This is a genomic window from Planococcus rifietoensis, assembly GCF_001465795.2.
Taxonomy (GTDB): Bacteria; Bacillota; Bacilli; order Bacillales_A; family Planococcaceae; genus Planococcus; species Planococcus rifietoensis.
The window spans coordinates 732318-757500 of sequence record NZ_CP013659.2; the positions used below are offsets into that span (position 1 = coordinate 732318).

Annotated in this window: 26 protein-coding genes; 17 read left to right on the top strand and 9 right to left on the bottom strand. The window is 48.9% G+C overall.

All coding sequences use genetic code 11. The features are described from left to right. Positions 1–17: 17 nt before the first annotated feature. From AUC31_RS03405 to AUC31_RS03415, 3 genes are all read right to left on the bottom strand, one after another. Positions 18–1892: a heavy metal translocating P-type ATPase gene (locus tag AUC31_RS03405; protein ID WP_058381360.1), complete on the bottom strand. Its 1875-nt coding sequence runs from the start codon at positions 1890–1892 to the stop codon at positions 18–20. Between the two features lie 167 nt (positions 1893–2059). Then, the gene (locus tag AUC31_RS03410) at positions 2060–2257 is read right to left on the bottom strand and encodes an SE1561 family protein (protein WP_058381359.1); all 198 of its coding nucleotides are present in this window, start codon (positions 2255–2257) and stop codon (positions 2060–2062) included. 321 nt (positions 2258–2578) lie between these two features. Then, on the bottom strand, positions 2579–2959 hold the full coding sequence (locus tag AUC31_RS03415) for an OsmC family protein (RefSeq protein WP_058381358.1): 381 nt from the start codon (positions 2957–2959) through the stop codon (positions 2579–2581). A gap of 79 nt (positions 2960–3038) precedes the next feature. On the opposite strand from AUC31_RS03415, the gene AUC31_RS03420 reads away from it, so the two are divergent. After that, positions 3039–4211, top strand: a complete 1173-nt coding sequence (locus AUC31_RS03420; protein ID WP_058381357.1) for an MFS transporter — start codon at positions 3039–3041, stop codon at positions 4209–4211. Positions 4212–4327: 116 nt separating this feature from the next. Here AUC31_RS03420 and AUC31_RS03425 read toward each other — a convergent pair whose 3' ends face one another. The 3 genes from AUC31_RS03425 to AUC31_RS03435 form a co-directional block, all read right to left on the bottom strand. Continuing rightward, a complete protein-coding gene (locus AUC31_RS03425) occupies positions 4328–4879 on the bottom strand; it encodes a flavodoxin family protein (protein ID WP_058381356.1) in 552 nt (183 codons plus the stop codon). A gap of 138 nt (positions 4880–5017) precedes the next feature. Beyond that, positions 5018–6382 carry a 23S rRNA (uracil(1939)-C(5))-methyltransferase RlmD gene (gene rlmD, locus AUC31_RS03430; RefSeq protein WP_058381355.1) on the bottom strand — a complete coding sequence of 455 codons (1365 nt, stop codon included), beginning with the start codon at positions 6380–6382 and terminating at the stop codon, positions 5018–5020. A 41-nt stretch (positions 6383–6423) separates the two neighbouring features. Further along, complete coding sequence (locus AUC31_RS03435; protein WP_058381354.1) at positions 6424–7323, bottom strand: TIGR01777 family oxidoreductase; 900 nt, start codon at positions 7321–7323, stop codon at positions 6424–6426. Between the two features lie 99 nt (positions 7324–7422). Between AUC31_RS03435 and recX the strand changes: the two genes are divergently transcribed. The 3 genes from recX to AUC31_RS03450 are packed head-to-tail and all read left to right on the top strand — an operon-like array spanning position 7423 to position 8813. Next, positions 7423–8229, top strand: coding sequence for a recombination regulator RecX (gene recX / locus AUC31_RS03440; RefSeq protein ID WP_058381353.1), 807 nt, complete (start codon positions 7423–7425; stop codon positions 8227–8229). After that, complete coding sequence (locus AUC31_RS03445; protein ID WP_058381352.1) at positions 8222–8554, top strand: YfhH family protein; 333 nt, start codon at positions 8222–8224, stop codon at positions 8552–8554. The genes recX and AUC31_RS03445 overlap by 8 nt, the downstream gene beginning before the upstream one ends. A gap of 4 nt (positions 8555–8558) precedes the next feature. Then, the gene (locus AUC31_RS03450; protein WP_058381351.1) at positions 8559–8813 is read left to right on the top strand and encodes a YfhJ family protein; all 255 of its coding nucleotides are present in this window, start codon (positions 8559–8561) and stop codon (positions 8811–8813) included. A gap of 45 nt (positions 8814–8858) precedes the next feature. Here AUC31_RS03450 and AUC31_RS03455 read toward each other — a convergent pair whose 3' ends face one another. Further along, positions 8859–9839: a metal-dependent hydrolase gene (locus AUC31_RS03455; RefSeq protein ID WP_058381350.1), complete on the bottom strand. Its 981-nt coding sequence runs from the start codon at positions 9837–9839 to the stop codon at positions 8859–8861. A 137-nt stretch (positions 9840–9976) separates the two neighbouring features. On the opposite strand from AUC31_RS03455, the gene mutY reads away from it, so the two are divergent. The 9 genes from mutY to nikC all read left to right on the top strand — a co-directional run bounded on the left by mutY (position 9977) and on the right by nikC (position 19994). Then, positions 9977–11041, top strand: coding sequence for an A/G-specific adenine glycosylase (gene mutY, locus AUC31_RS03460; protein ID WP_058381349.1), 1065 nt, complete (start codon positions 9977–9979; stop codon positions 11039–11041). Beyond that, complete coding sequence (gene fabL / locus AUC31_RS03465) at positions 11038–11784, top strand: enoyl-[acyl-carrier-protein] reductase FabL (protein WP_058381348.1); 747 nt, start codon at positions 11038–11040, stop codon at positions 11782–11784. Before mutY ends, fabL begins: the two co-directional genes overlap by 4 nt. Before the next feature lie 103 nt (positions 11785–11887). Then, entirely contained in the window at positions 11888–12433 is a 546-nt protein-coding gene (ntdP, locus tag AUC31_RS03470; RefSeq protein ID WP_058381347.1) for a nucleoside tri-diphosphate phosphatase, read from the top strand. A gap of 60 nt (positions 12434–12493) precedes the next feature. Continuing rightward, a complete protein-coding gene (locus tag AUC31_RS03475) occupies positions 12494–14239 on the top strand; it encodes an ABC transporter ATP-binding protein (RefSeq protein WP_058381346.1) in 1746 nt (581 codons plus the stop codon). A gap of 153 nt (positions 14240–14392) precedes the next feature. Further along, positions 14393–15412: an ABC transporter ATP-binding protein gene (locus AUC31_RS03480; RefSeq protein WP_058381345.1), complete on the top strand. Its 1020-nt coding sequence runs from the start codon at positions 14393–14395 to the stop codon at positions 15410–15412. Beyond that, positions 15387–16370 carry an ABC transporter ATP-binding protein gene (locus AUC31_RS03485; protein WP_058381344.1) on the top strand — a complete coding sequence of 328 codons (984 nt, stop codon included), beginning with the start codon at positions 15387–15389 and terminating at the stop codon, positions 16368–16370. Before AUC31_RS03480 ends, AUC31_RS03485 begins: the two co-directional genes overlap by 26 nt. A gap of 29 nt (positions 16371–16399) precedes the next feature. Next, entirely contained in the window at positions 16400–18007 is a 1608-nt protein-coding gene (locus AUC31_RS03490) for an ABC transporter substrate-binding protein (protein WP_058381343.1), read from the top strand. An 80-nt stretch (positions 18008–18087) separates the two neighbouring features. Next, the gene (locus AUC31_RS03495) at positions 18088–19092 is read left to right on the top strand and encodes an ABC transporter permease (protein ID WP_058381342.1); all 1005 of its coding nucleotides are present in this window, start codon (positions 18088–18090) and stop codon (positions 19090–19092) included. Between the two features lie 50 nt (positions 19093–19142). Continuing rightward, positions 19143–19994: a nickel transporter permease gene (gene nikC / locus AUC31_RS03500; RefSeq protein WP_174520013.1), complete on the top strand. Its 852-nt coding sequence runs from the start codon at positions 19143–19145 to the stop codon at positions 19992–19994. 30 nt (positions 19995–20024) lie between these two features. On the opposite strand, the gene AUC31_RS03505 is transcribed toward nikC, so the two are convergent. Continuing rightward, positions 20025–21110 carry an aromatic acid exporter family protein gene (locus AUC31_RS03505; protein ID WP_058381340.1) on the bottom strand — a complete coding sequence of 362 codons (1086 nt, stop codon included), beginning with the start codon at positions 21108–21110 and terminating at the stop codon, positions 20025–20027. Between the two features lie 33 nt (positions 21111–21143). Further along, on the bottom strand, positions 21144–22430 hold the full coding sequence (locus AUC31_RS03510) for a glutamate-1-semialdehyde 2,1-aminomutase (RefSeq protein ID WP_058381339.1): 1287 nt from the start codon (positions 22428–22430) through the stop codon (positions 21144–21146). A gap of 118 nt (positions 22431–22548) precedes the next feature. Here AUC31_RS03510 and bcp point away from each other — a divergent pair, with 118 nt between their 5' ends. From bcp to perR, 4 genes are all read left to right on the top strand, one after another. After that, a complete protein-coding gene (gene bcp, locus AUC31_RS03515; protein ID WP_058381338.1) occupies positions 22549–23025 on the top strand; it encodes a thioredoxin-dependent thiol peroxidase in 477 nt (158 codons plus the stop codon). A gap of 15 nt (positions 23026–23040) precedes the next feature. Next, positions 23041–23982 (top strand): D-2-hydroxyacid dehydrogenase, encoded by a 942-nt coding sequence (locus tag AUC31_RS03520; protein WP_058381337.1) that lies wholly within the window; start codon positions 23041–23043, stop codon positions 23980–23982. Positions 23983–23984: 2 nt separating this feature from the next. Then, positions 23985–24536 (top strand): cob(I)yrinic acid a,c-diamide adenosyltransferase, encoded by a 552-nt coding sequence (locus tag AUC31_RS03525; RefSeq protein ID WP_058381336.1) that lies wholly within the window; start codon positions 23985–23987, stop codon positions 24534–24536. Between the two features lie 179 nt (positions 24537–24715). Then, the gene (gene perR / locus AUC31_RS03530; RefSeq protein ID WP_058381335.1) at positions 24716–25159 is read left to right on the top strand and encodes a peroxide-responsive transcriptional repressor PerR; all 444 of its coding nucleotides are present in this window, start codon (positions 24716–24718) and stop codon (positions 25157–25159) included. Positions 25160–25183: the final 24 nt, after the last annotated feature.

Sequence of the window (25183 nt, forward strand, 5' to 3'; positions counted from 1 at the left end):
GTCTTTTTTGTGTGATTTCAGACATTGCGATTGAGCATGCGCAATCCATTCAAGATGACCAAGATGGTGCTGCCTTCATGCCCGATGACACCGAGCGGCAACGAAATCGCCTGGAAGAAATTCGATAGGATAAGCAACAAGATGACTGCCACAGAGAAAAAGATATTCTGCTTGATGATGCGCTGCATTTTTCTTGCCAGACGGATCGAATAGGATATACGGGATAAATCATTTTTCATCAAAATGACGTCCGCAGTTTCTAGGGCGATGTCAGTTCCTTCACCCATGGCGATGCCGGTTGTCGCTGTCGCTAGAGCTGGAGCGTCGTTAATGCCATCTCCAGTCATCGCCACATATTTGTACTGAGCCAATAATTTTTTCAAGTGCTGCACTTTATCGCCAGGCAGGCATTCGCCGATGTACTCATCGACACCGGTTTCTTCTGCAATGGCTTTTGCGGTTTTCCGGTTATCACCGGTCAGCATGATGCAATAAATGCCGCGGTCCTGAAGTTCCGCGATGGTGGATTTGGTAATGTCGCGGACCGTATCTTTGAGCGCCATGGCAGCGAGAATCCCATGCCCGTCCCTGACAAAAGTGACGGTCTTTCCTTGATTCGCCAGGCTTTCTAGAATGCCCCTTTGAAACGCGTAAGCTTCATGCTCACCAACAAAGCCGGGTTTACCGATCAGGATTTCATCGCCATTCAATTGCGTTTTCAACCCGTTCCCGGGCACGTCCACAACTTGCAGATTGCGCAGCGGCTCGAACCCTTGCTGAATGACAAAATCGGTCATCGCTTTTGCAAGCGGATGGTTGGATTGGGATTCAATTCCTGCGACCAGCGCCATCACTTGTTCGCGATCTGCGTCTTGGCGAATGATGAAATCTGTCACTTCGGGTTTGCCGCGTGTCAATGTGCCGGTTTTATCGAATGCGATGGCTTTAATGACGCTTAAATTCTCCAGATGCGCACCGCCTTTAAAGATGACACCGCTCTTGGCACCGTTGGAAATGGCAGCAAGCGTGGCGGGCATAATAGAAGCGACCAGTGCACAAGGCGATGCGACCACAAGCAGCACCATGGCCCGGTAGAATGTTTCATTCCAGCTCCAGCCTGCTAAAAAATGCGGCAGGAAAAGCATGAGCACGAATACGATCAGGACAATTTTGACATAACGGCCTTCGAAGCGTTCGATAAATTGTTGGGAAGGAGACTTCTCGCTTTCAGCGGATTGCACGAGCTCGATGATTTTTTGGAACATCGTTTCAGAACTCGGTTTGGTCATGACCATCGTGACCGAGCCCGACAGATTGACGGTGCCCGCAAATAAATTATCGTGTTGGTATTTGGACACCGGAATCGCTTCACCGCTGATGGCAGATTCGTCGACGGCGGTTTGTCCTGAATGGATTTCACCGTCGACAGGAATGCGTTCGCCGGGCTTTACGGCGATGAGGTCTCCTGTGTTCAATTCACCGACCGGAACGCGCACTGTCTCGCCGGATTCTTTCAATAGCCACGCTTCATCCGGCTGCATCTCCATGAGGGCTGAGAGTTCTTTACGGCTTTTGTTCATCGTATAAGTTTCAAGTGCGCCGCTTAATGCAAAGATGAAGATCAGGATGGCGCCTTCCGTCCAATAACCGATGATGGATGCGCCGACAGCTGCCAGAATCATCAGGAATTCGACATTCAATTCTTTGTCTTCGATGGTTTTCTTGATGCCGTATTTCGCCTTGGCGTAACCGCCGATTACAAAAGCCAGCAAATAGATGGCGACGGAAGGAAGAGCGATATCCTGTAATTCCAGGATATAGGCGATGATGATCAGGACGCCTGATAACACCGCGGCGATCAATTCGATATGAGGCCGAACTTTATTCCACATAGCCACTCCTCCATCAAATAGTCAGATATCGGTAATTACTGTCAGTTTACCATAAGGCTCTCCGGATAGAAGCGGGATTTTGCTTAATAGATGTCATTTTGGCTAATCCTTTTGCGAATGACATAAAAAGCCCTAAAGCTTTCATTGAAAGCTTCAGGGCTTGGGGATTATTCGTTTTCAGTAGATGGCCGGTTTTTGAATTGCTGCATTTTGTTGTCCAAATCGTCGACCATGGCAATCAGCCGGTCAATATCTTCAAGCTCCGTGCTTTCCGGTTCGATGGCATCTAACACATCGAGGAACATGCTGAGCCTTTGTTTCATATAAGTTACTTGCTGTTCCTTATCAGTAATGGATTTTCCCATTGATTCCACCTCATTTCCATTGTATATAGTAGCTGATAACTAAAGGAATATCAATAGTACACAAAAAATGCGGGAATAACAAAAAAATATTAATTGAATATTTACACTATTCGATTAATGTGATATAGTAGCATCAATCCTTTACGAGGGGAGGACAAGACGGATCACCGAACCATAAAGAACGCGATCGGAAAGAGGAGGCGATTCGAGCATTTAGGTGGCTTCACCGACAGTGCGATTATGGAAACGAACTGTAAACATAAAACATAAAGGCTCAGCCCGCAATCTGCCATGCAGAAACGGACTGAGCCTTTTATGTGTTTAAATCAATTCGTATGTCTCCACAATATCAATGGTCTCTTCAACAGAACGGACCATCGAGCAGTTTTTACGCGTCAGTTCCATCACGCGGGGCATTTTCGATTCATTGATATCGCCTTTGATGCGGAAATGCAGATGGACTTTTGAAACGCGGTCCGCTTCTTCGGCGACGCGGACGATTTCCTTCACTTCCACTTCGATGTCTTCTGCCGGCATCCGTTGCTTGTCCAGTACTTTGCGGATGATGCCTGCGCTGCAGATGGCCAGTGAAGAGACCAGCAACTGATAAGGGCGGAACCCGTATTCTTCATTGGTTGAGACGTGGAGCTCACCAAAAGGCAAATGCCCGGTAAATCCGTGTTCATTCATGGAAAATTTCATCTTGTATCTCCTCCTTATGTTAAAATTGTAGCGGAAACTTCCAAAAATAGAAAAGAACGTGCTCGTTCGGGGAGGCATTATGAAATATTATTTATCAAGCGCCCGCGCCCGCTTTTGGATTTTGGTTGCTATTGTGTCGATATCAGGGTTTTCGCAAGGCATGCTATTGCCGCTCATTGCCGTCATTTTCGAACAGGACGGCGTGTCATCTGCGCTAAACGGACTCAGTGCAACAGGCTTATACATAGGTATTATCGCTGTCGCTCCGTTCATGGAGCCACAGCTGAGAAAGTTCGGGTTTAAACCGCTGATTCTCGTGGGCGGCGCAATGGTCATCCTTGCACTGCTTGCGTTTCCATTATGGAAAAGCGTCTTGTTTTGGTTTATCTTGCGCATTTTGATCGGCGTAGGGGACCAGGCGCTGCATTTTTCGACGCAGACCTGGATCACCAGCACTTCGCCTCACCATAAGCTGGGCCGCAATATCGCGATCTATGGCATGTCATTTAGTGTCGGTTTTGGTGCAGGTCCGCTGTTCGTGCCGCTCGTCGAAGTGTTCGAAGCATTGCCGTTCATCATTTCCGGGGTTCTCTGCTTGATTGCCTGGTCGTTGGTATTTTTCCTGCGCAACGATTTTCCGGAGCATTCCGCCAGTTCAATGGGGGCCAAAGGAACCTTGCAGCGCTTTCAAACGGCTCTTGTCATCGGCTGGGTCGCTTTTTTGCCCCCGCTCGGCTATGGTTTTTTGGAAGCATCACTGAGCGCGATCTATCCGGTCTATGCTTTGCGCCAATCATTCGATATCAGTATGGTCTCCTATATTCTCGCTGCCTTTTCCATCGGAGCGATTGCGACGCAATTGCCGCTCGGTGAACTCAGTGACCGCATCGGACGGAAAAAGGTATTGATGATTGCGCTAAGCGGCGGGGGGATGGCGTTTTTGGTGGCGACGTTCTTTGAATCAAATGCCTGGCTCACGCTCGTTTTGTTTGTGGTGGCTGGCATGTTTGTCGGATCGACTTTTTCGCTCGGCATTTCTTATATGACTGACTTGATGCCGAAAGAATTACTGCCGACGGGAAATTTATTATGCGGTGTGGCATTCAGCGTCGGCAGTTTGCTCGGCCCAGCGGCAGGGGGCTTGTTCCTTGAAGTCACAGAGCAGCTGAGTTTCCTATTGCTGATCACCGGGATCTTATTGACCTTGTTCACCATCATCGCTTTTAAAGGGCCGCGCAAACAGACGGCCTAACTTCTGAAATTAATTTGGTGTTGTTAAAGTTTAGGGGCAGACGCTTCCTAAACTTTTTTAGTTCCATGAAAAAAAGCCACAGGCCCCGTATTCAACGGTTTGGCCTGTGGCTTGAATTATGTCAGCGTTTTGGGATCTTGATCTGCGTGCATTGCCATTTCAATGAAGAACCTGATTTCTTGATCGAATTGGCTGAAATGCTCACGCTTGAGCCGGAACTTATTGGTGTACTTAATTTTATTGCGCTGTTCTTCAGGGAGCAGGTTGTTGATCCACAACTCGGCTAATGCGGATGGTTCGTGGGAGGTGAGCGCAAGCAGTTCTGCGCCGATCTTTTCCCGCTGTCCAGGCCCGCCGCTGCAAATGGTGATAAACGAGTAATCGATTAAACCATCTTTTGACTTTTTAATAAAGGTCCGCATCGGCGCTGCAATTTTTCCAGCCCAAATCGGAGCCAGCAAAATCACCGGGCTGTATTCTCTCAGGTCAAAATCCAGTGGTGCCAAACGGGAGTCGCGCTTGATAAGGAAATCCATCAAGATCGATATATCTTTCCGTTTCTTTTGTTCTTTGATTTCGCGCAATTCGCACCCGATCCGGCTTTGCAGTTCTATCGCTAGCTTTTGATTGTTCTCGGAATGGGAGTAATAGACGATCAACGGCTTCATGACGATCCCTCCTGATTAGCTGGTTTCACCTGGGCTTTGGCAATAAGTGCCTTCAAAACCTGATGGACTGCTAAAAAATCAAATACATTGGCTGGAGTCGAGAGTATGCGAAGCGCGAATCAAAGAGCGGGAAACCTTCTATTTCAAGGTCAACAAGCACACCGCTTCCACTTGCGAAGTCTGCGGGAACATATCGATCGGCTGGATGTATTCGACGCGGTAAATCTTCGTCAATTGCTGCAAGTCTTTCGCAAGCGTGGACGGGTTGCAGGACGTATAGACAAAACGTTTCGGTTTTACTTTCAAGATGGTTTTCAAAAGCGAATCCGCAAGCCCGGTGCGCGGCGGGTCGACTGTCAACACATCCGGTACATACCCTTCCTTGCGCCAAGTATCGAGCCATTTTTCTGCTGTGCCCGTCACATAAGTGGCTTGGTGGCCTTGTTTTTTTGCGTTGGCTTTTGCATCGGCAACGCTTTCCGGGATGGTGTCCATGCCACGGATTTCACGGGCGGAATCCGCCAGCCACAGGCCGATTGTGCCGACGCCGCAGTACGCATCGACGACGGATTCCTTGCCGGTCAGTTTCGCCGCGCGCTTGATTTCATCGTAGAGCTTCACGGTCTGTTCCGGATTCAATTGGAAAAACGCACGGGCAGACAAGTCGAACGATAATTCGCCGAGTTCTTCGTGAATGGTCGGTTTCCCGAACAGCGTACGTGTCGTTTCGCCGAATACGAGTGAAGTTTTTTCGGTATTGACATTTTGGACGATGGACACCAAGTTCGGGTCGATTGCGCTCAATCGTTCGACGAGCACTTTTTCTTTCGGGATGTCTTTGCGCGTCGTGATGAGCACAAGCTGGATTTCGCCGGTTTTGACGGCTGTACGGACAGCGATCGTCCGGACCAGTCCTTTCATCGATTTGCCGTCGTAGATGGATAGGTTCAATTCTTCGATGATGCGCTTCGCGGCATTAGTGATTTTCACCGTATCCGGATGCTGGACGAGGCATTGTTCGATATCGAGCAGCTGTTGGGAGCCTTCCGCGAACAAGCCGGCCATTACTTTGCCGTCTTTCTTGCGTGTTTGGAACTGGCTCTTATTGCGGTAATGCCAAGGGTCGTCCATGCCGATCGTCTTGCGTACTTGGATGTCCGTCCCGCGCAAATAACGGTCGAGTGATTGCAATACCAGATCGCGTTTTTCAACGAGCTGCTGGCTATAGGATAAATGCTGCAATTGGCAGCCGCCGCATGTTTCAAAAATTGGGCACGGCGGCGTCTGGCGGTGGGGGGAAGCTTTACGGATTTTCAATATCCGGGCTTGTGCGAAATTATGTTTCACAATGGTCACTTGTGCTGTTACTTCTTCACCTGGCAGTGCGCCCGGAACGAAGACGACATTGCGCTTGAAAAAGCCGACCCCTTCTCCGTTAATGCCGAGCTTTTTAATGGTTAAGGGGAATTTCTGCCCCATTTCAATGATTGGTTTTTCAGTCATGCAGGTCACGTCCTTCAGTTGGTCATCCCTTCATTATACGCTTATTTGTATATGTCAGCCAGTGCTTCCGGCAAATTCGGGAACTCGAACTTAAATCCATGGTCGAGAAGGACGGTTGGCAGTGCCCGCTGTCCTTCGAGCACCAGCCTGCTTTTATCGCCGAGCGCCGCTTTCAACGCAAACGAAGGGGCAGGGATCCAATGCGGCCGGCCGAGCGCTCGCCCGATTTCCTTGCCGAACGCCTTCATGCGCTGCGGGTTCGGAGCTGTCACATTGAATGGGCCTGTAAGTTCTTTTTGTTCGATTGCGAAAAGAACCGCGCGCGCTGCATCGCGGACGTGGATCCACGACAGCCATTGTCTGCCGCTGCCGACTGTGCCCCCGGCGAACAATTTATACGGAAGCGCCATTAATGGTAGGGCGCCTTCTTCTTTTCCAAGCAGGATGCCGAAGCGCGCATAAGCGGCGCGGACGCCATCAAGTTGCGCCTGTTCGGCTAAGCTTTCCCAAGCGAGCACCGTTTCGGCAAGAAAATCATTGCCATATTCGCGGTCAGCTTCGGTATAGGTTTTGTATTCAGAAGCCGGATAGATTCCGATCGCGCTTGCATTGATGAGCACTTCCGGTTTTTTTTCAAGCGCTGAAATGATGCGCAGCACTTCTTTTGTCGCCGATACGCGGCTTTCATAAATTTTCTTTTTTTGTTTATCTGTCCACAAGCCATCGTTGATCGACGTACCGGCTAAGTTGACCAGCGCATCGATGCCTTCCAGCTGAGCTTCTGGGCGTGCCCCGTTAGACAGCCAGCGGACATACGTGATGCCTCGCTCTTTCGGTTTATCGGAACGTGTTAAAATAAACACTTCATGTCCTTTTTCCACCAGTAATTCCGTCAAGACAGAACCGAGAAACCCAGTGCCGCCAGTTATCGCTATTTTCATTTCCATCGCCTCCATTTCTATCCCATACCCAATTCGAGCGAAGCATATGCCAAGAGGGCGTGCAAAGTGTATAATGGTAGGAGAAGCGAGGGGAAATTGATGCCGATCATTACGAAAATAACCCGCGGAAAAAACAATCCGGAACGCTATAATATTTATTTGGAAGAAAAATTTGCGTTCAGTGTCGACGAAACTTTGATCATCCGCTACCAATTGACCAAAGGCAAAGAACTCGACCAGTGGACGATCGAAGAAATGAACTTTGAGGATGAAGTCCGCAAAGCATTCAATAAAGCGTTGCATTACCTTGGCTTCCGCATGCGCAGCGAGGGCGAAGTCCGCAAGAAGTTGAAGGAGAAGGAATTCGGCGAAGCCGTCATCGATGAAGCGGTCAAGAAGCTCTACGAACTCAGCTTCCTCGATGATCAGCAGTTTTCGGAAGCCTTGCTCCGAACACAAATTAAATCCGGCAAAAAAGGGCCGCGCGCAATCCAGCAGGATATGCAAAAGAGAGGAATTGATAAGGCTATGCAAAAAGATGTCTTAACCAATTACAGTGAAGAAGAGCAGCTCGAAGTCGCCACCGGCCTTGCGGAAAAAATTGCAGCGAAAGAACAGTCGAAAACCCCGAGCCAGGTCAAACAGAAAATCAATGATTCATTGATGAGAAAAGGCTATCCTTACGCGATCATCAAGCAAGCGATCGAAACCTTGGATCTTGAACGCGACGGAGACCAATGGCTCGACAGCGTCCGCCAACAAGGGGATAAATTATGGCGCAAGCACGAAAGCAAATTGTCGGGGAACGACCTGAGCCGGAAAGTGAAGCAAGGCCTGTATCAAAAAGGCTTCCCGGGCGATGTGATCAGCCAGTACATCGAAGAAAAGGAGCTTGAAGATGAGTGAACATAAACCATATTCACAAATGGACGAAACGGAACTGCGCAATGAAATCGCCCGTCTGAAAGAAAAAGCGCGCAAGGCGGAACAGCTCGGCATCGTCAATGAATTCGCGGTGCTCGAGCGCAAAGCCATCATGGCGGCATCGTTCCTGCTGGATCCAAAAGACTTTAAGCCAGGAGAAGTCTACCGTGTGGAAGGCGACCCGAATGTCTATTTCCAAATTGATTACTTAAAAGGCAATTTTGCCTGGGGTTACCGCATGGGCGGCGACAAGTATACGGAAGCGCTGCCGATTTCCATGCTCCGCCCATTAAAGGAAGGGAAGTGAATCGATGAAAGAAGTCATTGAGCAGTTAATCATCGAATTGAGAGAAAAAAATCCGCAGCTGTCTGAAGACAAAGCCCGGACGTGGATTGAACTTTTGGTATCCGATTTTGAATCTTCATACGCGAAAGCAGGATATGATTATCAAGGAACGGCAGTCGTCGAGAAAGTCGTGCGCCAGTGGATCGAAAGTTATGGCGATAAAATTCACGAATTTGCGGGGAACAACCCGAAATACGCACACCTTTTGCATGATTCTTAAACGATAAAAAACGGCCAGGGATAAGTACCCCGGCCGTTTTTCTGTTCAGTTATGGCTGAAATCGAGCTTTTTCCTCAATTTGTCTTCGCTGAAAATCCATCCTGTATAGGAGTTCAGGATGTTATGGTCCTCGTCCAGATGGGCAACCGCGACAAACGGATAATAATCGTTGCTGCGGTAGCGCAAATCGATCAAGCGGACTTCGTAGATTTCTCCGTATTGATTGATCTCCCAGCGATAAAGTGGGGAAAACGAGACGAAGGCATCCAGGTTCTTGTCTTTCATTGCCGTCTGGATCAAGTCGTTTTCAGGCATCGGCTTTTTCAGGAATTTATCATAGATATTGATCGAGCGGCCATATGCCTGGCCGACATAATGGTGCCGGTCGGTGTCAGCGGCGATGCGCCACTGAAAATAGCGCATCGTCGGCGCGACAAACACATCGTTCGTGCCCGGGATCGTATTGCGGATCGCCTGCTTGATCGCTGACTGCAGCGCAAAGCGCGAGACGTAATAGAAGAACAAGATGGCATACAAAATGCTCATCGTCCAAACCGGATCGGCTCCGAACGCCCAGATCATGAGGGCCACGACGTGTGCGCCGAAAATAATCGGGTCAAAAGTATTGATGACGCCGAGCGCCACCCAATGATTGGAAAATGGCCGGAGTGCCTGTGTACCGTATGAATTGAATATGTCCACAAATACATGCAGGAACACAGCCAGGAAAGTCCATAGCCATAAATGAAGCAAATTGGCTTCCGGGAAAATAAGGTAGATGGCGCCGGAGAGCAAAATAGGCCATGACAGCACGGCCGGCACTGAATGTGTTATGCCACGGTGATGGCGTATATACACCGCGTTGTCGCGCAGTTTTAAAACAGTATCGATATCGGGGATTTGTGAGCCGATAATGGTGCCGGTCATGACGGCAGTCCAAGTGGCCGGATGGGTAGCGACAACGGGATCGGCCATTGCCAACCCGCCGAGCGCAATGCCCATGACGATATGAGTTCCTGTATCCATCGACGCATCCCCCTTCTTTGCGAGCGTTTATAATATCTTGTGTGCTCGCCATTTGATAAAATAAGCATATTCCCTAAATATACATACCCGCTTCAGGGCCGGAATAATCAGCACGAACGGAGGCAGAAAACATAAATATGGACAAGCAACAATTTCAGCAGGATTTGATCGGCTGGTTCCGGAAAGAACAGCGGGACCTGCCTTGGAGACGTACAGCCGACCCTTACCAAATCTGGATTTCCGAAGTCATGCTGCAGCAGACGAGAGTCGATACGGTTATCCCTTATTATAAACGCTTTGTCGAGAAATTTCCCACTGTCGAATCTTTGGCGCAAGCTGAAGAAGAAAGTTTATTGAAGCTTTGGGAAGGGCTCGGCTATTATTCGCGTGCCCGCAACCTTCAGGCAGGCGTGCGAGAAGTCGCCGAACAATACGGGGGCATCGTGCCATCGACGCGCAAGGAGATTTCTTCATTGAAAGGCGTTGGTCCTTATACGGCAGGCGCGGTATTGAGTATTGCTTATGGCGTGCCGGAACATGCAGTCGATGGCAATGTCATGCGTGTGCTCAGCCGCATCCTCTTGATCGAAGAAGACATCGCCAAGCCAAAAACGCGCAAAGTGTTTGAACAGGCAGTAACAGAATTGATCAGCCACGAAGACCCATCTTCATTCAACCAAGGATTGATGGAACTCGGCGCGCTCATCTGCACGCCGACATCGCCAAAATGCCTGTTATGCCCGGTTCGCGATCATTGCGAAGCATTTCACGCCGGCAAGGAAACGGAATTACCGGTTAAGACAAAAGCGAAGAAAAATCGCAATGCCGATTTCGCGATGATGGCGATTTGGAGCGGGGACAAGCTTTTGATGGAGCAGCGCCCAGGAAAAGGCCTGCTTGCAGGCATGTGGCAGTATCCGATGCTCGAGCTGACCACGGCGCTTGAAGCGAATGAGATCGGTGAATTATATGCAGAGACATTAAACGGCGCGCTTTCTGATGTCGAGAAAATTACCGCTTTCAAACATGTCTTTTCTCATTTAACATGGAACGTGGATGGCTATTTGGCCAGAGCGGAAGAATTCACGCCGCCTGAAAACATGAACTGGGTGACACCGGAACAATTGGAGAATTTACCGATTGCCGGGCCCGGACAAAAAATGAAGACAGCTTTAGAGCAAAGAGGAGATGTAGCAAAATGACAGAACAAAAAGTGGCGTTAGTAACAGGCAGCAGCCGTGGGCTAGGAAAAGCGATGGCAATTGCGCTTGCGGAAGAAGGCTATGACATCGTCGTCAACTATGCGCGCAGCAAAACGGCTGCACTTGATACCGTAAAAGAAGTCGAAGCGAGAGGCAGAAAAGCGTTGCTCGTGCGCGCCAATGTGGGAGATGTCGAGAAACTGCGCGCCATGTTTGAGACGATCAAAGAAGAATTTGGCCGCTTGGATGTCTTCGTGTCAAACGCGGCATCAGGTGTTTTGCGCCCAGTTATGGAACTGGAAGAATCCCATTGGGACTGGACCATGAACATCAACGCCAAAGCGATGTTGTTCGGCGCGCAGGAAGCGGCGAAATTAATGGACAAAGGCGGCAAGATCATCGGCATCAGCTCGCTCGGCTCGATTCGCTATTTGGAAAATTACACGACGATCGGCGTGTCGAAAGCAGCCGTCGAATCGATCACCCGTTATTTGGCGGTGGAACTCGCGCCGAAAAATATCGCAGTCAATACCGTCTCCGGTGGGGCGCTCGATACGGAAGCGTTGAAGCATTTCCCGAACCGTGAGGAACTGCTCGGCGATGCGCGCGACAACACGCCAGCTGGGCGCATGGTCGAAATTGATGACATGGTGAAAACCGCGATGTTCCTCATTTCCGACCATGCCGATATGATCCGTGGTCAGACGATCATCGTCGACGGAGGTCGGTCTATCGTCATGTGATTCTCGCAACTTTCGGCTTATTGCTGTATGTTTTCAGAATTGATTGATATAATGAACGGGAGATAACATATAGTGATAGTTAGACGAAAAGGTGGGATGGTGCATGGCGGTTCCTGCGGAGGGTGAAACAATCCAGATCCACAGTTACAAGCACAACGGACGCATCCACCGTGTCTGGCAGGAAACAACTGTACTGAAAGGGACGAACAATATTGTGATCGGCGCGAACGAACGCACGCTGGTGAGGGAATCGGACGGCAGGACATGGTTGACGCGAGAACCGTCGATCTGTTATTTCCATGCCGAACATTGGTTCAACATCATCTGTATGCTGCGTGACGACGGCGTTTATTATTATTGCAATATCAGCTCCCCGTTCGTCTACAATAATGGATCGTTGAAATACATCGATTATGACTTGGATGTAAAAGTGTTTCCGGATATGTCTTACACGCTGTTGGATGAAGACGAATTTGAAGACCATAAGCGGCAAATGGGCTACCCAGAAGTCATCGATCAAATACTCTACCGAAATGTGGACAAGCTGATCAGCTGGATCAAGCAAAGAAGAGGCCCTTTTGCCCAGGACTTTATCGAAGTATGGACGAGCCGGTATGAATTTCATAAGCATAACCGGATTCATGATTAACATGGAAAACCTGTTGCCTGCCAACAGGTTTTTCGTTTTGAACAGAATGGAGTGAACAGTTTGAGCAGTATGAAACGCTATATGAAATTCGTCAAGCCCTATTATTGGCAGATTGCCTTGACGATCTTCATCGGGATATTCAAGTTTGCGATCCCTCTTTTTATCCCTCTTTTAATCAAAATCGTCATTGATGATATCATCGGCGCAGAGGCATTGTCGGATGCGGAAAAACTCAGCCAGCTTTATCTATGGCTCGGGGGCACGGCGATCGTGTTCTTCCTGCTGCGCCCGCCGATCGAATATTTCCGGCAATATTACGCACAATATGTCAGCAATAAAATTCTCTACGATATCCGCAGCTATCTTTACAGCCACCTGCAGCGCCTGAGCTTGCGCTATTATGCAAACACACGTGCCGGGGAAATCATTTCACGGGTCATCAATGATGTTGAGCAAACGAAGAACTTCGTCATGATCGGCTTGATGAATGTCTGGCTTGATGTCGCGACGATTCTCATCGCCATCATCATCATGCTTACCATGGACGTTTCCTTAACGATTGTTGCGCTATTGGCGTTTCCGTTTTATGCATTCAGCGTCAAGTATTTCTTCGGCCGCTTGCGTGATTTGACGCGCGAACGTTCCCAGGCACTCGCCAACGTCCAAAGTTATTTGCACGAACGCGTCCAGGGCATGAGCATCATCAAAAGCTTTGCGCTCGAAAAGCACGAAGAAAAGATTTTCAATAACACGAACGATCAATTCCTGGAAAAAGCGATCGACCATACGAAATGGAATGCCAAGGCATTCGCGGTCGTCAACACCATCACCGACGTGGCGCCGCTACTGGTCATCGGCTACGCCGGTTACCAGGTCATCCAGGGGAATTTGACGCTCGGGACGATGGTGGCGTTCATCGCCTATATCGAACGCTTGTATAATCCACTGCGCCGCCTCGTCAACTCATCAACGACACTCGTCCAGTCGCTCGCTTCGATGGACCGCGTCTTCGAGATGGTCGATGAAGAATACGACGTAACAGATAAACAAGGTGCGCGCGAACTTGGGCGCGTCGATGGCAAACTTGAATTCCATAACGTCTCGTTCCATTATAATGACGGGGGAAGCGAAGTGCTGTCGAACCTCAACTTCACGGTCCGCCCAGGAGAAACAGTGGCATTTGTCGGCATGAGCGGCGGCGGCAAATCGACGATCGTCTCGCTCATCCCGAGATTCTATGATGCCACGGAAGGCACGATCCGTATGGATGGCCACGACCTAAAAGACGTGACGATCCATTCCTTGCGCGATCAGATCGGCCTCGTCCTGCAGGATTCGATCCTGTTCAGCGAGTCGGTCAAAGAAAATATCCTGATGGGTAAACCCGATGCGACCGATGAGGAAGTCATCGCGGCAGCCAAGGCGGCGAATGCCCATGAATTCATCAGTAACTTGCCGGAAGGCTACGACACGAAAGTCGGCGAACGCGGCGTCAAGTTATCCGGCGGGCAAAAACAGCGCATCGCCATTTCCCGTGTCTTCCTAAAAGACCCTGCGATCCTCATCTTGGACGAAGCCACATCCGCACTCGACCTCGAAAGCGAGGCGCTGATCCAGGACTCCTTAGAACGCCTTGCGCACGACCGTACAACATTGATGGTCGCGCATCGTTTGTCGACCATCACCCACGCTGACCAAATCTTGGTCATCGACAACGGCCAATTGGCTGAACAAGGCACGCACGAAGAGCTGTTACAAAAGCGTGGCGTCTATTACAAACTATTCCAAGTGCAGAACATAGGTTAACTATTTCAAGCTCCCCAATTTTTGGGGAGCTTTTTTAATAGGAAGGAAGGCTTTCGCCAATCTCCCGAAAACTATTGCATTACTACTAATATTACGTATAATGGAAACACGGAGAATGTTCTGAATAATTTAAAATGAAGAAGGAGGATCTCTATGGACGAACGTAAAACCATCTTGGATGTGAAAGGGCTGCGCACTTCCTTTTTCACTGATGATGGAGAAGTACCGGCAGTCGACAACGTGGATTTCCATATCCGCCAGGGAGAAGTGCTCGGCATTGTAGGGGAATCAGGCTGCGGCAAAAGTGTTACCTCATTGTCCATAATGGGGCTGGTGCCAAGTCCTCCAGGTAAAATTGTCAGCGGGGAAATTTTATTCCAAGATAAGGATTTGACGAAACTATCCGATAAAGAAATGCGCCAGATTCGCGGCGACGATATCGCGATGATTTTCCAGGAGCCGATGACTTCACTGAATCCTTTGTTTACCATCGGCAATCAATTGCGCGAAGCGTTGAAGATCCACAAAAAGGATTGGTCGAAAAGCCAAATCCAGGAACGCGCTGTCGAAATGATGAAGCTGGTCGGCTTGCCACGCGCAGAAGCTTTGCTTAATGATTATCCTCACCAATTATCTGGAGGCATGCGCCAGCGCGTCATGATCGCGATGGCTTTATTGTGCGACCCGAAAGTGCTGATCGCCGATGAACCGACCACGGCACTCGACGTGACGATTCAAGCGCAGATCCTTAAATTGATCAAGAATTTAAATGAACGGCTCGATACCGCCGTCTTGCTGATTACCCATGACCTTGGGGTCGTCGCAGAAACTTGCGAACGCGTCGTTGTCATGTACGCGGGTAAAGTGGTCGAAGAAGGGCCAGTACATACCATTTTCAATGATCCGCAGCATCCATATACCCGCGGCCTTCTAGAAAGCGTACCCGATATGCGCTTCAAGAAAGAGCGGCTATACTCTATTCCAGGAAACGTGCCAAAACCGGGATCGATCAAAGTAGGCTGTAAATACGCAGCACGTTGTGAATTTGCTTTCGATCGTTGCCGTGTGGAAGACCCGGCATTATACCAGACGGCAGAAGACCACAAGACGCGCTGTTTCCTATTCGATCCAAAGGAGGCCGAGTCGCATGACAGAACCGTTGTTGAAAGTTGAAGGCTTAAAGAAATATTTTCCGGTTACGGGCGGCATGTTCGGCCGTGTCAAAGGGCAGGTCAAGGCAGTTGATGACATCTCTTTTTATGTAAATGAAGGCGAAACGCTTGGAATCGTCGGCGAATCGGGCTGCGGCAAGTCGACGACCGGGCGTATGCTTATGCGCTTGCTCGATCCGACAGAAGGCAAAGTGACATTTGACGGACAGGAATTGACCAGTTTGTCAGCGTCGGAAATGCGCAAGGCCAGACGCGACATCCAAATGGTGTTCCAGGATCCATATGCGTCACTCAATCCGCGCCACAGCATTGAAAAAATCTTGATGGAGCCGCTCAATGTCCATAATATCGGCGATCCGAAAGAGCGTAAACGCAAAGTTTACGAGTTTCTCGAAATCGTTGGGCTCAGCAGCTACCACGCTAAACGCTATCCGCATCAATTCAGCGGCGGCCAGCGCCAGCGTATTGGAATCGCGCGCGCGCTCATGACCAACCCGAAACTGATCATCGCTGATGAGCCGGTTTCTGCGCTTGATGTATCGATTCAAGCACAAGTGCTCAATCTGATGCAGGATCTGCAGCGCGATTTGAAACTGACGTACATATTCATCGCCCATGATTTGGGCGTCGTTCGCCATATCAGCGACCGCGTGGGCGTCATGTATTTGGGCAATATGGCGGAACTTGCGGATACAGAAAGCCTGTATGAGAAGCCGCTTCATCCTTATACGCAAGCGCTGCTATCGGCAGTGCCTGTTCCGGATCCTGATTTTGTCCGCGAGGAAGTAGTGATTAAAGGGGATGTGCCGAGCCCAGCAAACCCGCCATCTGGCTGCCGCTTCCATACACGCTGCCCATTCAAGATGGATATCTGCTCGCAGGAAATTCCGCGTTTTGCGGAAGTTGAACCAGGTCATTCTGTGGCTTGCCACCTCTATGAGGAATGCAGGCCGCAATGATAATAAAAAAACAAAACGGAGGGGTTATTTTGGGGAAAAAGAAAATTGTATCAATCGCTTTCCTGATGCTGCTTTTGCTGTCCACAGCGCTTTACGGCTGTTCAGGCGGTGATTCGGAGTCAGGCGGAGAAGGCGGAGAATCAGGCGACGAAAAAGTCCTGATCTTTGGCCGCGGAGGCGACTCGGTTTCACTGGATCCAATCACGGTTACAGATGGAGAGTCTTTCAAAGTAACGAAAAACATCTTCGATACATTGATCAATTTCGGTGAGCAGGATACGGAAATTGAAGCAGGTCTTGCCAGCGATTGGGAAGCTTCTGAAGATGGCTTGACTTATACGTTCCAATTGCAAGAAGGCGTCACGTTCCATGATGGAACGGATTTCAACGCAGAAGCAGTTGTCGCAAACTTTGAACGCTGGGCTGCTGGAGATGCAGACCAATTCCCGTACTATAAATCAATGTTTGGCGGATTTGGCGAAGAAGAAGAACACGTCATCGAATCTGTTGAAGCGACTGGCGATTACGAAATCGTCATTACATTGAAGCGCCCACAGGCACCATTCTTGAAAAACTTGGCGATGAGCCCGTTCGGCATCGCATCACCGACAGCATTTGAAGAAGCTGGCGAATCATTCGGCGACAATCCAGTCGGCACAGGCCCATTCAAGTTCGTTGAATGGCAGCGCAATGACACGGTAACAATCGAGAAATTCGATGATTACTGGGTGGATGGAGAGCCGAAACTCGATCAAGTCGTGTTCCGTGCAATTCCAGATAACTCAGCTCGCTTGAATGCATTATTGTCTGGCGAAATCGATTTGGCTGACGGCATTACGCCATCAGATTCAGAAACGATCGAAAGCGATGAAAACCTGCAATTGTTCGAACGTCCGTCGATGAACGTCGGCTACCTTGGTTTGACGACTACTCGTGAGCCATTCGACGATCCGAAAGTCCGCCAGGCGATGAACCATGCGATCGACCGCCAGGCAATTGTTGATTCATTCTTCGAAGGCCGTGCAGAAGTCGCCAAAAACCCGATGCCTCCGGTAATCAGCGGTTATAACGACAGCATCGAAGGATATGAGTACGACCCTGAAAAAGCGAAAGAACTATTGGCTGAAGCAGGACTTGAAGAAGGCTTCACAATGGAACTATGGGCAATGCCGGTTCCACGTCCGTATATGCCGGATGGCCAAAAAGTAGCGGAAGCAATCCAAAGTGATTTGGCGGAAGTCGGAATCACAGCTGAAATCGTTTCTTACGAGTGGGCAACATACCTCGAAAAAGCGGCAGCAGGAGAAGCGGATGCATTCCTTCTTGGCTGGACAGGCGATAACGGCGATGCGGATAACTTCTTGTATGTATTGCTTGACCAAGACAATATCGGTTCAAACAACTACACATACTACGAAAACCAGGATCTTCACGATATCTTGATCGAAGCTCAAACAGAAGTTGATGAAGATGCCCGCAACGAATTGTACATGCAGGCTCAGGAAATCATCCACGAAGACGCGCCATGGGTACCGCTTGCGCACTCTACACCGCTTCTTGCCGGTGGGACGAACGTAATCGACTTTAAAGCGCATCCAACTGGCTCTGATAAACTGTCTTCAGTAGATTTGGAGTAGGCGTTTCTTTGGGGGAGAGGTCATACTGATTTCTCCCCCTTTTCAATACATAATGCAATTGAGATGGAGAGGTGAAGAAGATGCTTCACTATATCGGGCAGCGGCTTTTGCAATTGATTCCTGTCTTACTCGGAATGACGTTTATCGTCTTTATGATCATCCGGGCAATTCCAGGCGATCCTGCACAGGTCATCCTTGGGCAACAAGCATCCGAAGAAGCAATTAAAGCATTACGGACCAGTCTGGGGCTTGATAATCCCTGGTACATCCAATATTTCGATTACTTAAAAGGCCTGGTTACGGGCGACATGGGGGATTCACTGCGTACCCGTTCACCTGTTTCAGAAGAAATTTGGCCATATCTGGCAGCGACATTTGAATTATCTTTATTTGCGATCATCATTGCCGTCGTCATCGGAATCAATGCGGGAATCATCTCTGCATGGTTCCAGAACTCGTGGTTCGATTATACAGCGATGGTGCTAGCCTTGATCGGCGTTTCCATGCCGATCTTCTGGCTCGGCCTCATGAACCAATGGATTTTCTCGATTGAACTCGGTATATTGCCGACGACAGGGCGTGAAAACGTCCGGGACCCAATCAATAACATCACCAATTTTTATGTGTTGGACACCATCATTCAAGGCGATTTCAACCAATTGGCGACCGTATTGAAGCATTTGGTGCTTCCAGGCACGGCGCTAGCCACCATTCCGATGGCGATCATCGCGCGGATGACACGCTCTTCAATGCTTGAAGTCATGCGTTCGGATTATGTCCGGACAGCGCGCGCTAAAGGCGTCAAGATGTTCTGGGTCGTCTACAAGCATGCATTGAAAAATGCGATCATTCCAGTTCTTACAATCATTGGCTTACAGATGGGCTTATTGCTCGGCGGCGCCATTTTGACAGAAACCATTTTCGGATGGCCAGGCATCGGGCGCTATATTTATGAAGCGATCGGTTTCCGCGATTATCCGGTTATCCAATCCGGCATCCTAGTCGTCGCATTTATATTCGTTATGATCAATCTCTTCGTCGACTTGCTTTACGGCTTGGTCGATCCGAGGATCAAATATGATTAGGAAGGGGGAGGAGCACATTGGCTGAAACAGCAGCAGCAGACAAGCAGGAAATGCAAAAAGTCGCCGGTCCTTGGAAAGAGGCATGGCGCGGATTCCGCAAAAGTAAAGTCGCGGTCGTCGGCATGGGCATCGTCATTTTCTTCATTCTTTTGGCGATTTTCGGTCCGTTATTTACACCGCAAGGCATCAACGAACAAAATCTTTCCCAGCGGCTTCTGCCTCCTTCCGGCGATCATTGGATGGGTACAGACGATTTCGGCCGCGATATCTTGTCGCGTGTCGTATACGGAGCGCGCATCTCGCTATGGGTTGGATTCCTGGCGGTTATCGGCTCGGTAGTTGTCGGCAGTATTCTCGGCATTTTGGCCGGCTATTATGGGCGCTGGGTTGATACTATCATTTCCCGGTTGTTCGATATCATGCTGGCATTCCCCAGTATTCTTCTTGCGATTGCGGTGGTATCGGTTCTTGGGCCGTCCCTGCGCAATGCATTGATTGCGATTGCCATTATCAACGTTCCGAACTTCGGACGCTTGATCCGATCGAAGGTATTGAGCATTAAGGAAGATGAATACATCATGTCAGCGAAAGCGATCGGCATGAAAGACAACCGCATCTTGGTTTCGCATATTTTGCCGAACTCCATGGCGCCGGTTATCGTCCAAGGCACGCTCGCGATTGCGACAGCGATCATTGAAGCGGCGGCACTCGGCTTTCTCGGGCTCGGAGCGCAGGCACCTTCCCCGGAATGGGGCAAGATGTTGGCCGATTCCCGCTCGTACTTGACCAATGCACCGTGGACGATGATTTTCCCAGGTGTGGCGATTATGTTGACCGTACTTGGATTTAACTTAATGGGAGACGGGCTGCGCGACGCACTCGACCCACGAATGAAATCATAAAAAAACGCCCGGAAATTTTCCGGGCGTTTTTTATATGGCGTTTTCGATATCTCTGTCGACTTCTTCGCTATGGTAATTATGGTACGCGATGATCAGCAAGTCCAAATGCTCCAAATGCTCTTCGTAGTCAAGCAGGGCAGAGAGGACATGCATCAAATGGTAAACTGAAAATTCGTCTTCTTCGACTTCAGTCGATAGATTGATTTCCTTAACGAAAATCGACATGACTTCGTTGCGTTTCAACACCGCATCCGGCCCTGAACTTTCGCTATGTTCCGGACGGATTTTTCCGATGTATTTCATATAAAGCTGTTCATGGTAGCTCGCCAAGCTCTCGAGTCGTTCCTGAACCATCATATGGAATTGTTCGGGCAGGTCGCGCAGTTCATTCTCATAACGGTTCAGGCGCCGCAAAACTTCGAGGCTCTTTTTCGATGTGGCAATCATCTGCCTATAGAGTACCAGCTTGCGTGCTTTTGTATACTGCTGCTTTTTCGTATAACTGCGTTCTTCTTTATAAAATGAATACCATTGGTCCACTTTCACCAGCTTCTCGGTCAATTTGTCTATATCTTCTTTTACCGAGGAATGATCGGAAGCATGGCGAATCGAAATCCGGATCCACCGTATGACATCTTCGCTGACGGAATGGATTGACTGGAACAAGCGCGTTTCGTATTTTGGCGGCAAAAAGATCATATTGACGATAAAAGCCGATAAAATCCCCAATAACACTGTCAGGAATCGCAAAGAAGCGAAGACGAGGAAGTCATCCGATTGCGAGTCCATAATGATGATCAAAGTGACCAATGTCAGGGGAACTGTATTTTCCAGCTTTAATTTCAGCATAATGATAATCGCTAAAATAGCAGCGACGCCAATCGTCAAATAGTTCGGGCCAAGCGTCAACACGAAGATAACGGCAATCGAAGCACCAATCAAATTGCCGTAAACTTGGTCGAGTAACGTCAGGTATGACCGGTAAATGGAAGGCTGTATGGCGAAAATCGCCGCTACCCCTGCAAATACTGGCGTCGGAAGTTCAAGAAGCGTCGCCAGAAACAAGGCAAGTGATATAGCGATACCGGTTTTGAATATGCGCGCACCGAGTTTCATCGGCAAACACCCCCTTCAGAAAGGAATCCGTTTTTACAATTGGGCAAATGCATGCTCTACCGCCCGAATCGACGTATCGATATCTTCCTCTGTATGTTCAGTGGTCAAAAACCAGGCTTCGTATTTGGAAGGCGCCAAATTGATGCCTTGTTCAAGCATCAGTTTAAAGAAACGCCCGAACATTTCGCCATCCGTTGCTTCTGATTGTTCGTAATTTTTCACTTTTTGATCAGTGAAATAAATTGTCAACGCGCCTTTTAAACGATTGATCGTAATCGTGACACCGTGTTTGTCAGCAGCAGCCAAAATTCCTGCTTCAAGGCGCGCACCGAGTTGGTCCATGCGTTCGTAAACACCTTTTTCTTGCAACACTTCAAGACAGGCGATGCCTGCTTGGATCGAAGCCGGATTGCCGGCCATCGTCCCTGCCTGATAAGCGGGCCCGAGCGGGGCGACCGTTTCCATGATTTCACGCTTCCCGCCGTATGCACCGATCGGCAAACCGCCGCCGATGATTTTTCCAAGCGCCGTCAAGTCCGGCTCAAGTCCGAGTAAGTTCTGCGCACCGCCGTAATGAAAGCGGAAAGCCGTAATGACTTCATCATAGACAATCAATGCACCTTTCTCTTTCGCCAGTGCATGGACTTCTTCAAGAAATCCCTCTTCCGGTTCAACAATGCCGAAGTTGCCGACAATCGGCTCGACGAGGATGCAGGCAATTTCGTCTCCCCAACGGTTAATCGCTTCGTTGAATGCCCCCGGATCGTTAAAAGGAATCGTGATGACTTCTTCAGCGATCGATTTCGGGACGCCTGCCGAATCAGGTGTGCCGAGTGTAGCGGGGCCGGAACCAGCCGCAACGAGCACTAAATCGGAATGGCCATGATAGCATCCGGCGAATTTCATGATTTTGGTCCGTCCTGTGTAGGCACGTGCTACGCGGATGGTCGTCATGACCGCTTCTGTCCCGCTATTGACAAAACGGACTTTATCCATCGCAGGCATCGCTTGTTTCAGCATTTTGGCGAATGTCACTTCGTGCTTTGTCGGGGTGCCGAATAATACACCTGTTTCAGCAGCATGGGCAATGGCTTTCGCGATATGCGGGTGGCCATGGCCTGTGATGATCGGGCCGTAAGCCGCTAAATAATCGATGTATTTATTTCCATCTACATCATAAAAATGGGCGCCTTTTCCATAATCCATCGCGATAGGAGAGCCGCCTCCTACAGCTTTATAAGAGCGGGAAGGGCTATTAACCCCGCCGACAATATGTTCTAACGCTTCTTGGTGCAATTGTTCGGAAATCGAGTGATCCATAAAATGCCTCCTAAAATAATCTATTCCTTATTGTAGACAATATCAGCTGCAAACGCCAAAGAAATTGAAAGTAATGAAACCGTCCGGTACGATAGAAGAAAGAAAAGGAGTGATGGGTTTGGCTACATTAGAAGGATTGGCAGCACCTGACTTTACATTGCAAAATGAACAAGGCGAAACAATTTCCCTATCGGATTATGCAGGGAAAAGATACGTAGTGCTCTATTTTTATCCGAAAGATATGACACCGGGTTGTACGACCCAAGCATGCGATTTCCGCGATGCCGAAAAAGATTTCTCGGAGCTTAACGCGGAGATTTTGGGCGTCAGTGCAGATTCCAAAGAACGCCATCAAAAATTCATCGACAAGCACGGCTTGCCATTTTCGCTTCTCGTTGACGAGGATCACCAAGTGTCTGAAGCTTATGGGGTTTGGAAGCTCAAGAAAATGTACGGCAAAGAATTCTGGGGCATCGAGCGCTCGACATTCTTAATCGACCCGACAGGCACCGTCATCAAGGAATGGCGCAAAGTGAAAGTGAAAGAACATATCAAAGAAGTGTTGGAAACTGTAAAAGCAATCAGCGGTGACTGAGAGAGGAAGAATCTGATGGACGTCCTATTTACATTTGTGCCAAGAGAAAACCAGCAGGAACGGCTTCAAGCGGAATTCCCTGAAGTGAATTTCCGCTTCTTATATAAGGACAAGTCATTTTTGCCGACAGCCGATATTGTTGTCACATACGGAGAGGATTTAACAGCGGAAGATATCGAAAGCGCTGAAAACTTGAAATGGATCATGGTGGCAAGTGCAGGCATCGAAAAAATGCCCCATGCTGCCATAGCAAAAAAGGAAATCATCGTTTCGAACGTCAAAGGAATCCATAAAACTCCGATGGCGGAATCCGCATTGGCCCATGTGCTGTCGCTCAAACGCTCCTTGCCATTCATTTATGAGAGCCAGCGCAACAGGGAATGGAACCGGAAAACCAAATCATCCGAATTGGCAGGCTCCACCGCTGTCCTGTTGGGACCTGGGGCAATCGGTTCGGAAATCGGCCGCTTGCTCCAAGCATTCGGAGTTAAGACGATCGGCTGCAACCGTTCGGGAAATGATGCTGAGTATATGGATGAAATGGTTTCTATTGAAAATGTATCAGCCGTTCTTCCAGATGCTGATATCGTGCTCTCCGTATTGCCGAGCACGAAAGAAACTTATCATCTATTGAAGAAAGAGCATTTCCAGGCGATGAAAGAAGATGCGATTTTCATGAATTTAGGCCGAGGTGATCTGGTGGAAGACCAAGTGATGCTTGGAGCGCTGGAAAACGGCGAAATTGGTTATGCTGTATTGGATGTTTTCGAAGAAGAGCCGCTGCCGGCAGACCACCCGTATTGGAAGATGGACAATGTCATCGTTTCCCCGCATGTTTCGAGCCATTCCGGAAAATACGTCGAGCGCGCCTTGGATATTTTCATTCCGAATTTACACGATTGGATCGAAGGCGATAAATCACCATCAAATCCAGTGGATATGAAAAGGGGTTATTGAAGATGAAAATCTATACGAAAACAGGAGATAAAGGAACGACTTCACTTGTATACGGCAGCCGCGTCAAAAAGAACGACCCGCTCGTCGAAGCCTATGGAACGTGTGACGAAGCCAACACGATGATCGGTCTCGGTGTAGGGCATTTGAATGGAGAATTTTTCGAGCAAAAAGAAGCTCTTTGTGAAATCTTCCATCAGATCCAAACAATTCTCTTCCACGTTGGAGCGGAATTAGCGACCCCGGCAGGAAAAGAAGTGAAATGGAAACTTGAGGAGGAACATATCACTCGACTGGAAACATGGATCGATGAATATGACGCAGAACTCCAACCACTTAGTAACTTCATCTTGCCAGGCGGCCATCCCGCAGGAGCGGCATTTCATGTAGCCCGGACGATCGTGCGCCGCGCCGAGCGCAATGTTATTGCAATAGGGGAAGGCGTCTCGCCTAACGTACTGGCATATTTGAACAGGCTTTCCGATTTTCTCTTTGTCGCAGCACGATTCGTCAACCAGCAACTAGGTTCTAAAGAAAAAGGGCTTCACGCAGAGTAAGCAGAAACTTCAAGCAGTTGGGTTCTATACCCGGCTGCTTTTTTAATTCAAAAATTAGGCAGTTGAATAAACAGAAAATTAGCGTCCTATAGCGATTTCTTGACACGCCAAGGTTTTTTTAGGTACACTAATTATAACGATTACAATGTAAGAATATATATGAAGTGAGGTGCCCAGCGATGTCTGAAGCCCAATTGAAAGACGCACTCGATACATTGAAGTCTACAGGTGTCAGAATTACACCACAGCGTCATGCGATTTTGGAGTTTATGATTCATTCTACATCGCATCCGACAGCAGATGATATTTATCGCGCGCTTGAAAAAGCCTTCCCCAATATGAGTGTAGCCACCGTTTATAATAATTTGCGTGTTTTCAAAAAAGCAGGGCTGGTAAAAGAATTAACCTACGGGGATTCTTCAAGCCGCTTTGATTTTGTCACACACGATCATTATCATATGATCTGTAACGAGTGTGGGAAGATTGTCGATTTCCATTATCCTGGATTGGACGAAGTGGAACATCTGGCGTCCCATGTAACAGGCTTCCAGGTGGATTACCACCGTTTGGAAATCTACGGTACATGCCGCGATTGTTATAGCGAGTCAGCTAAAGCCCAATAAAAAAGAATGCCCGCCGATTTGGCG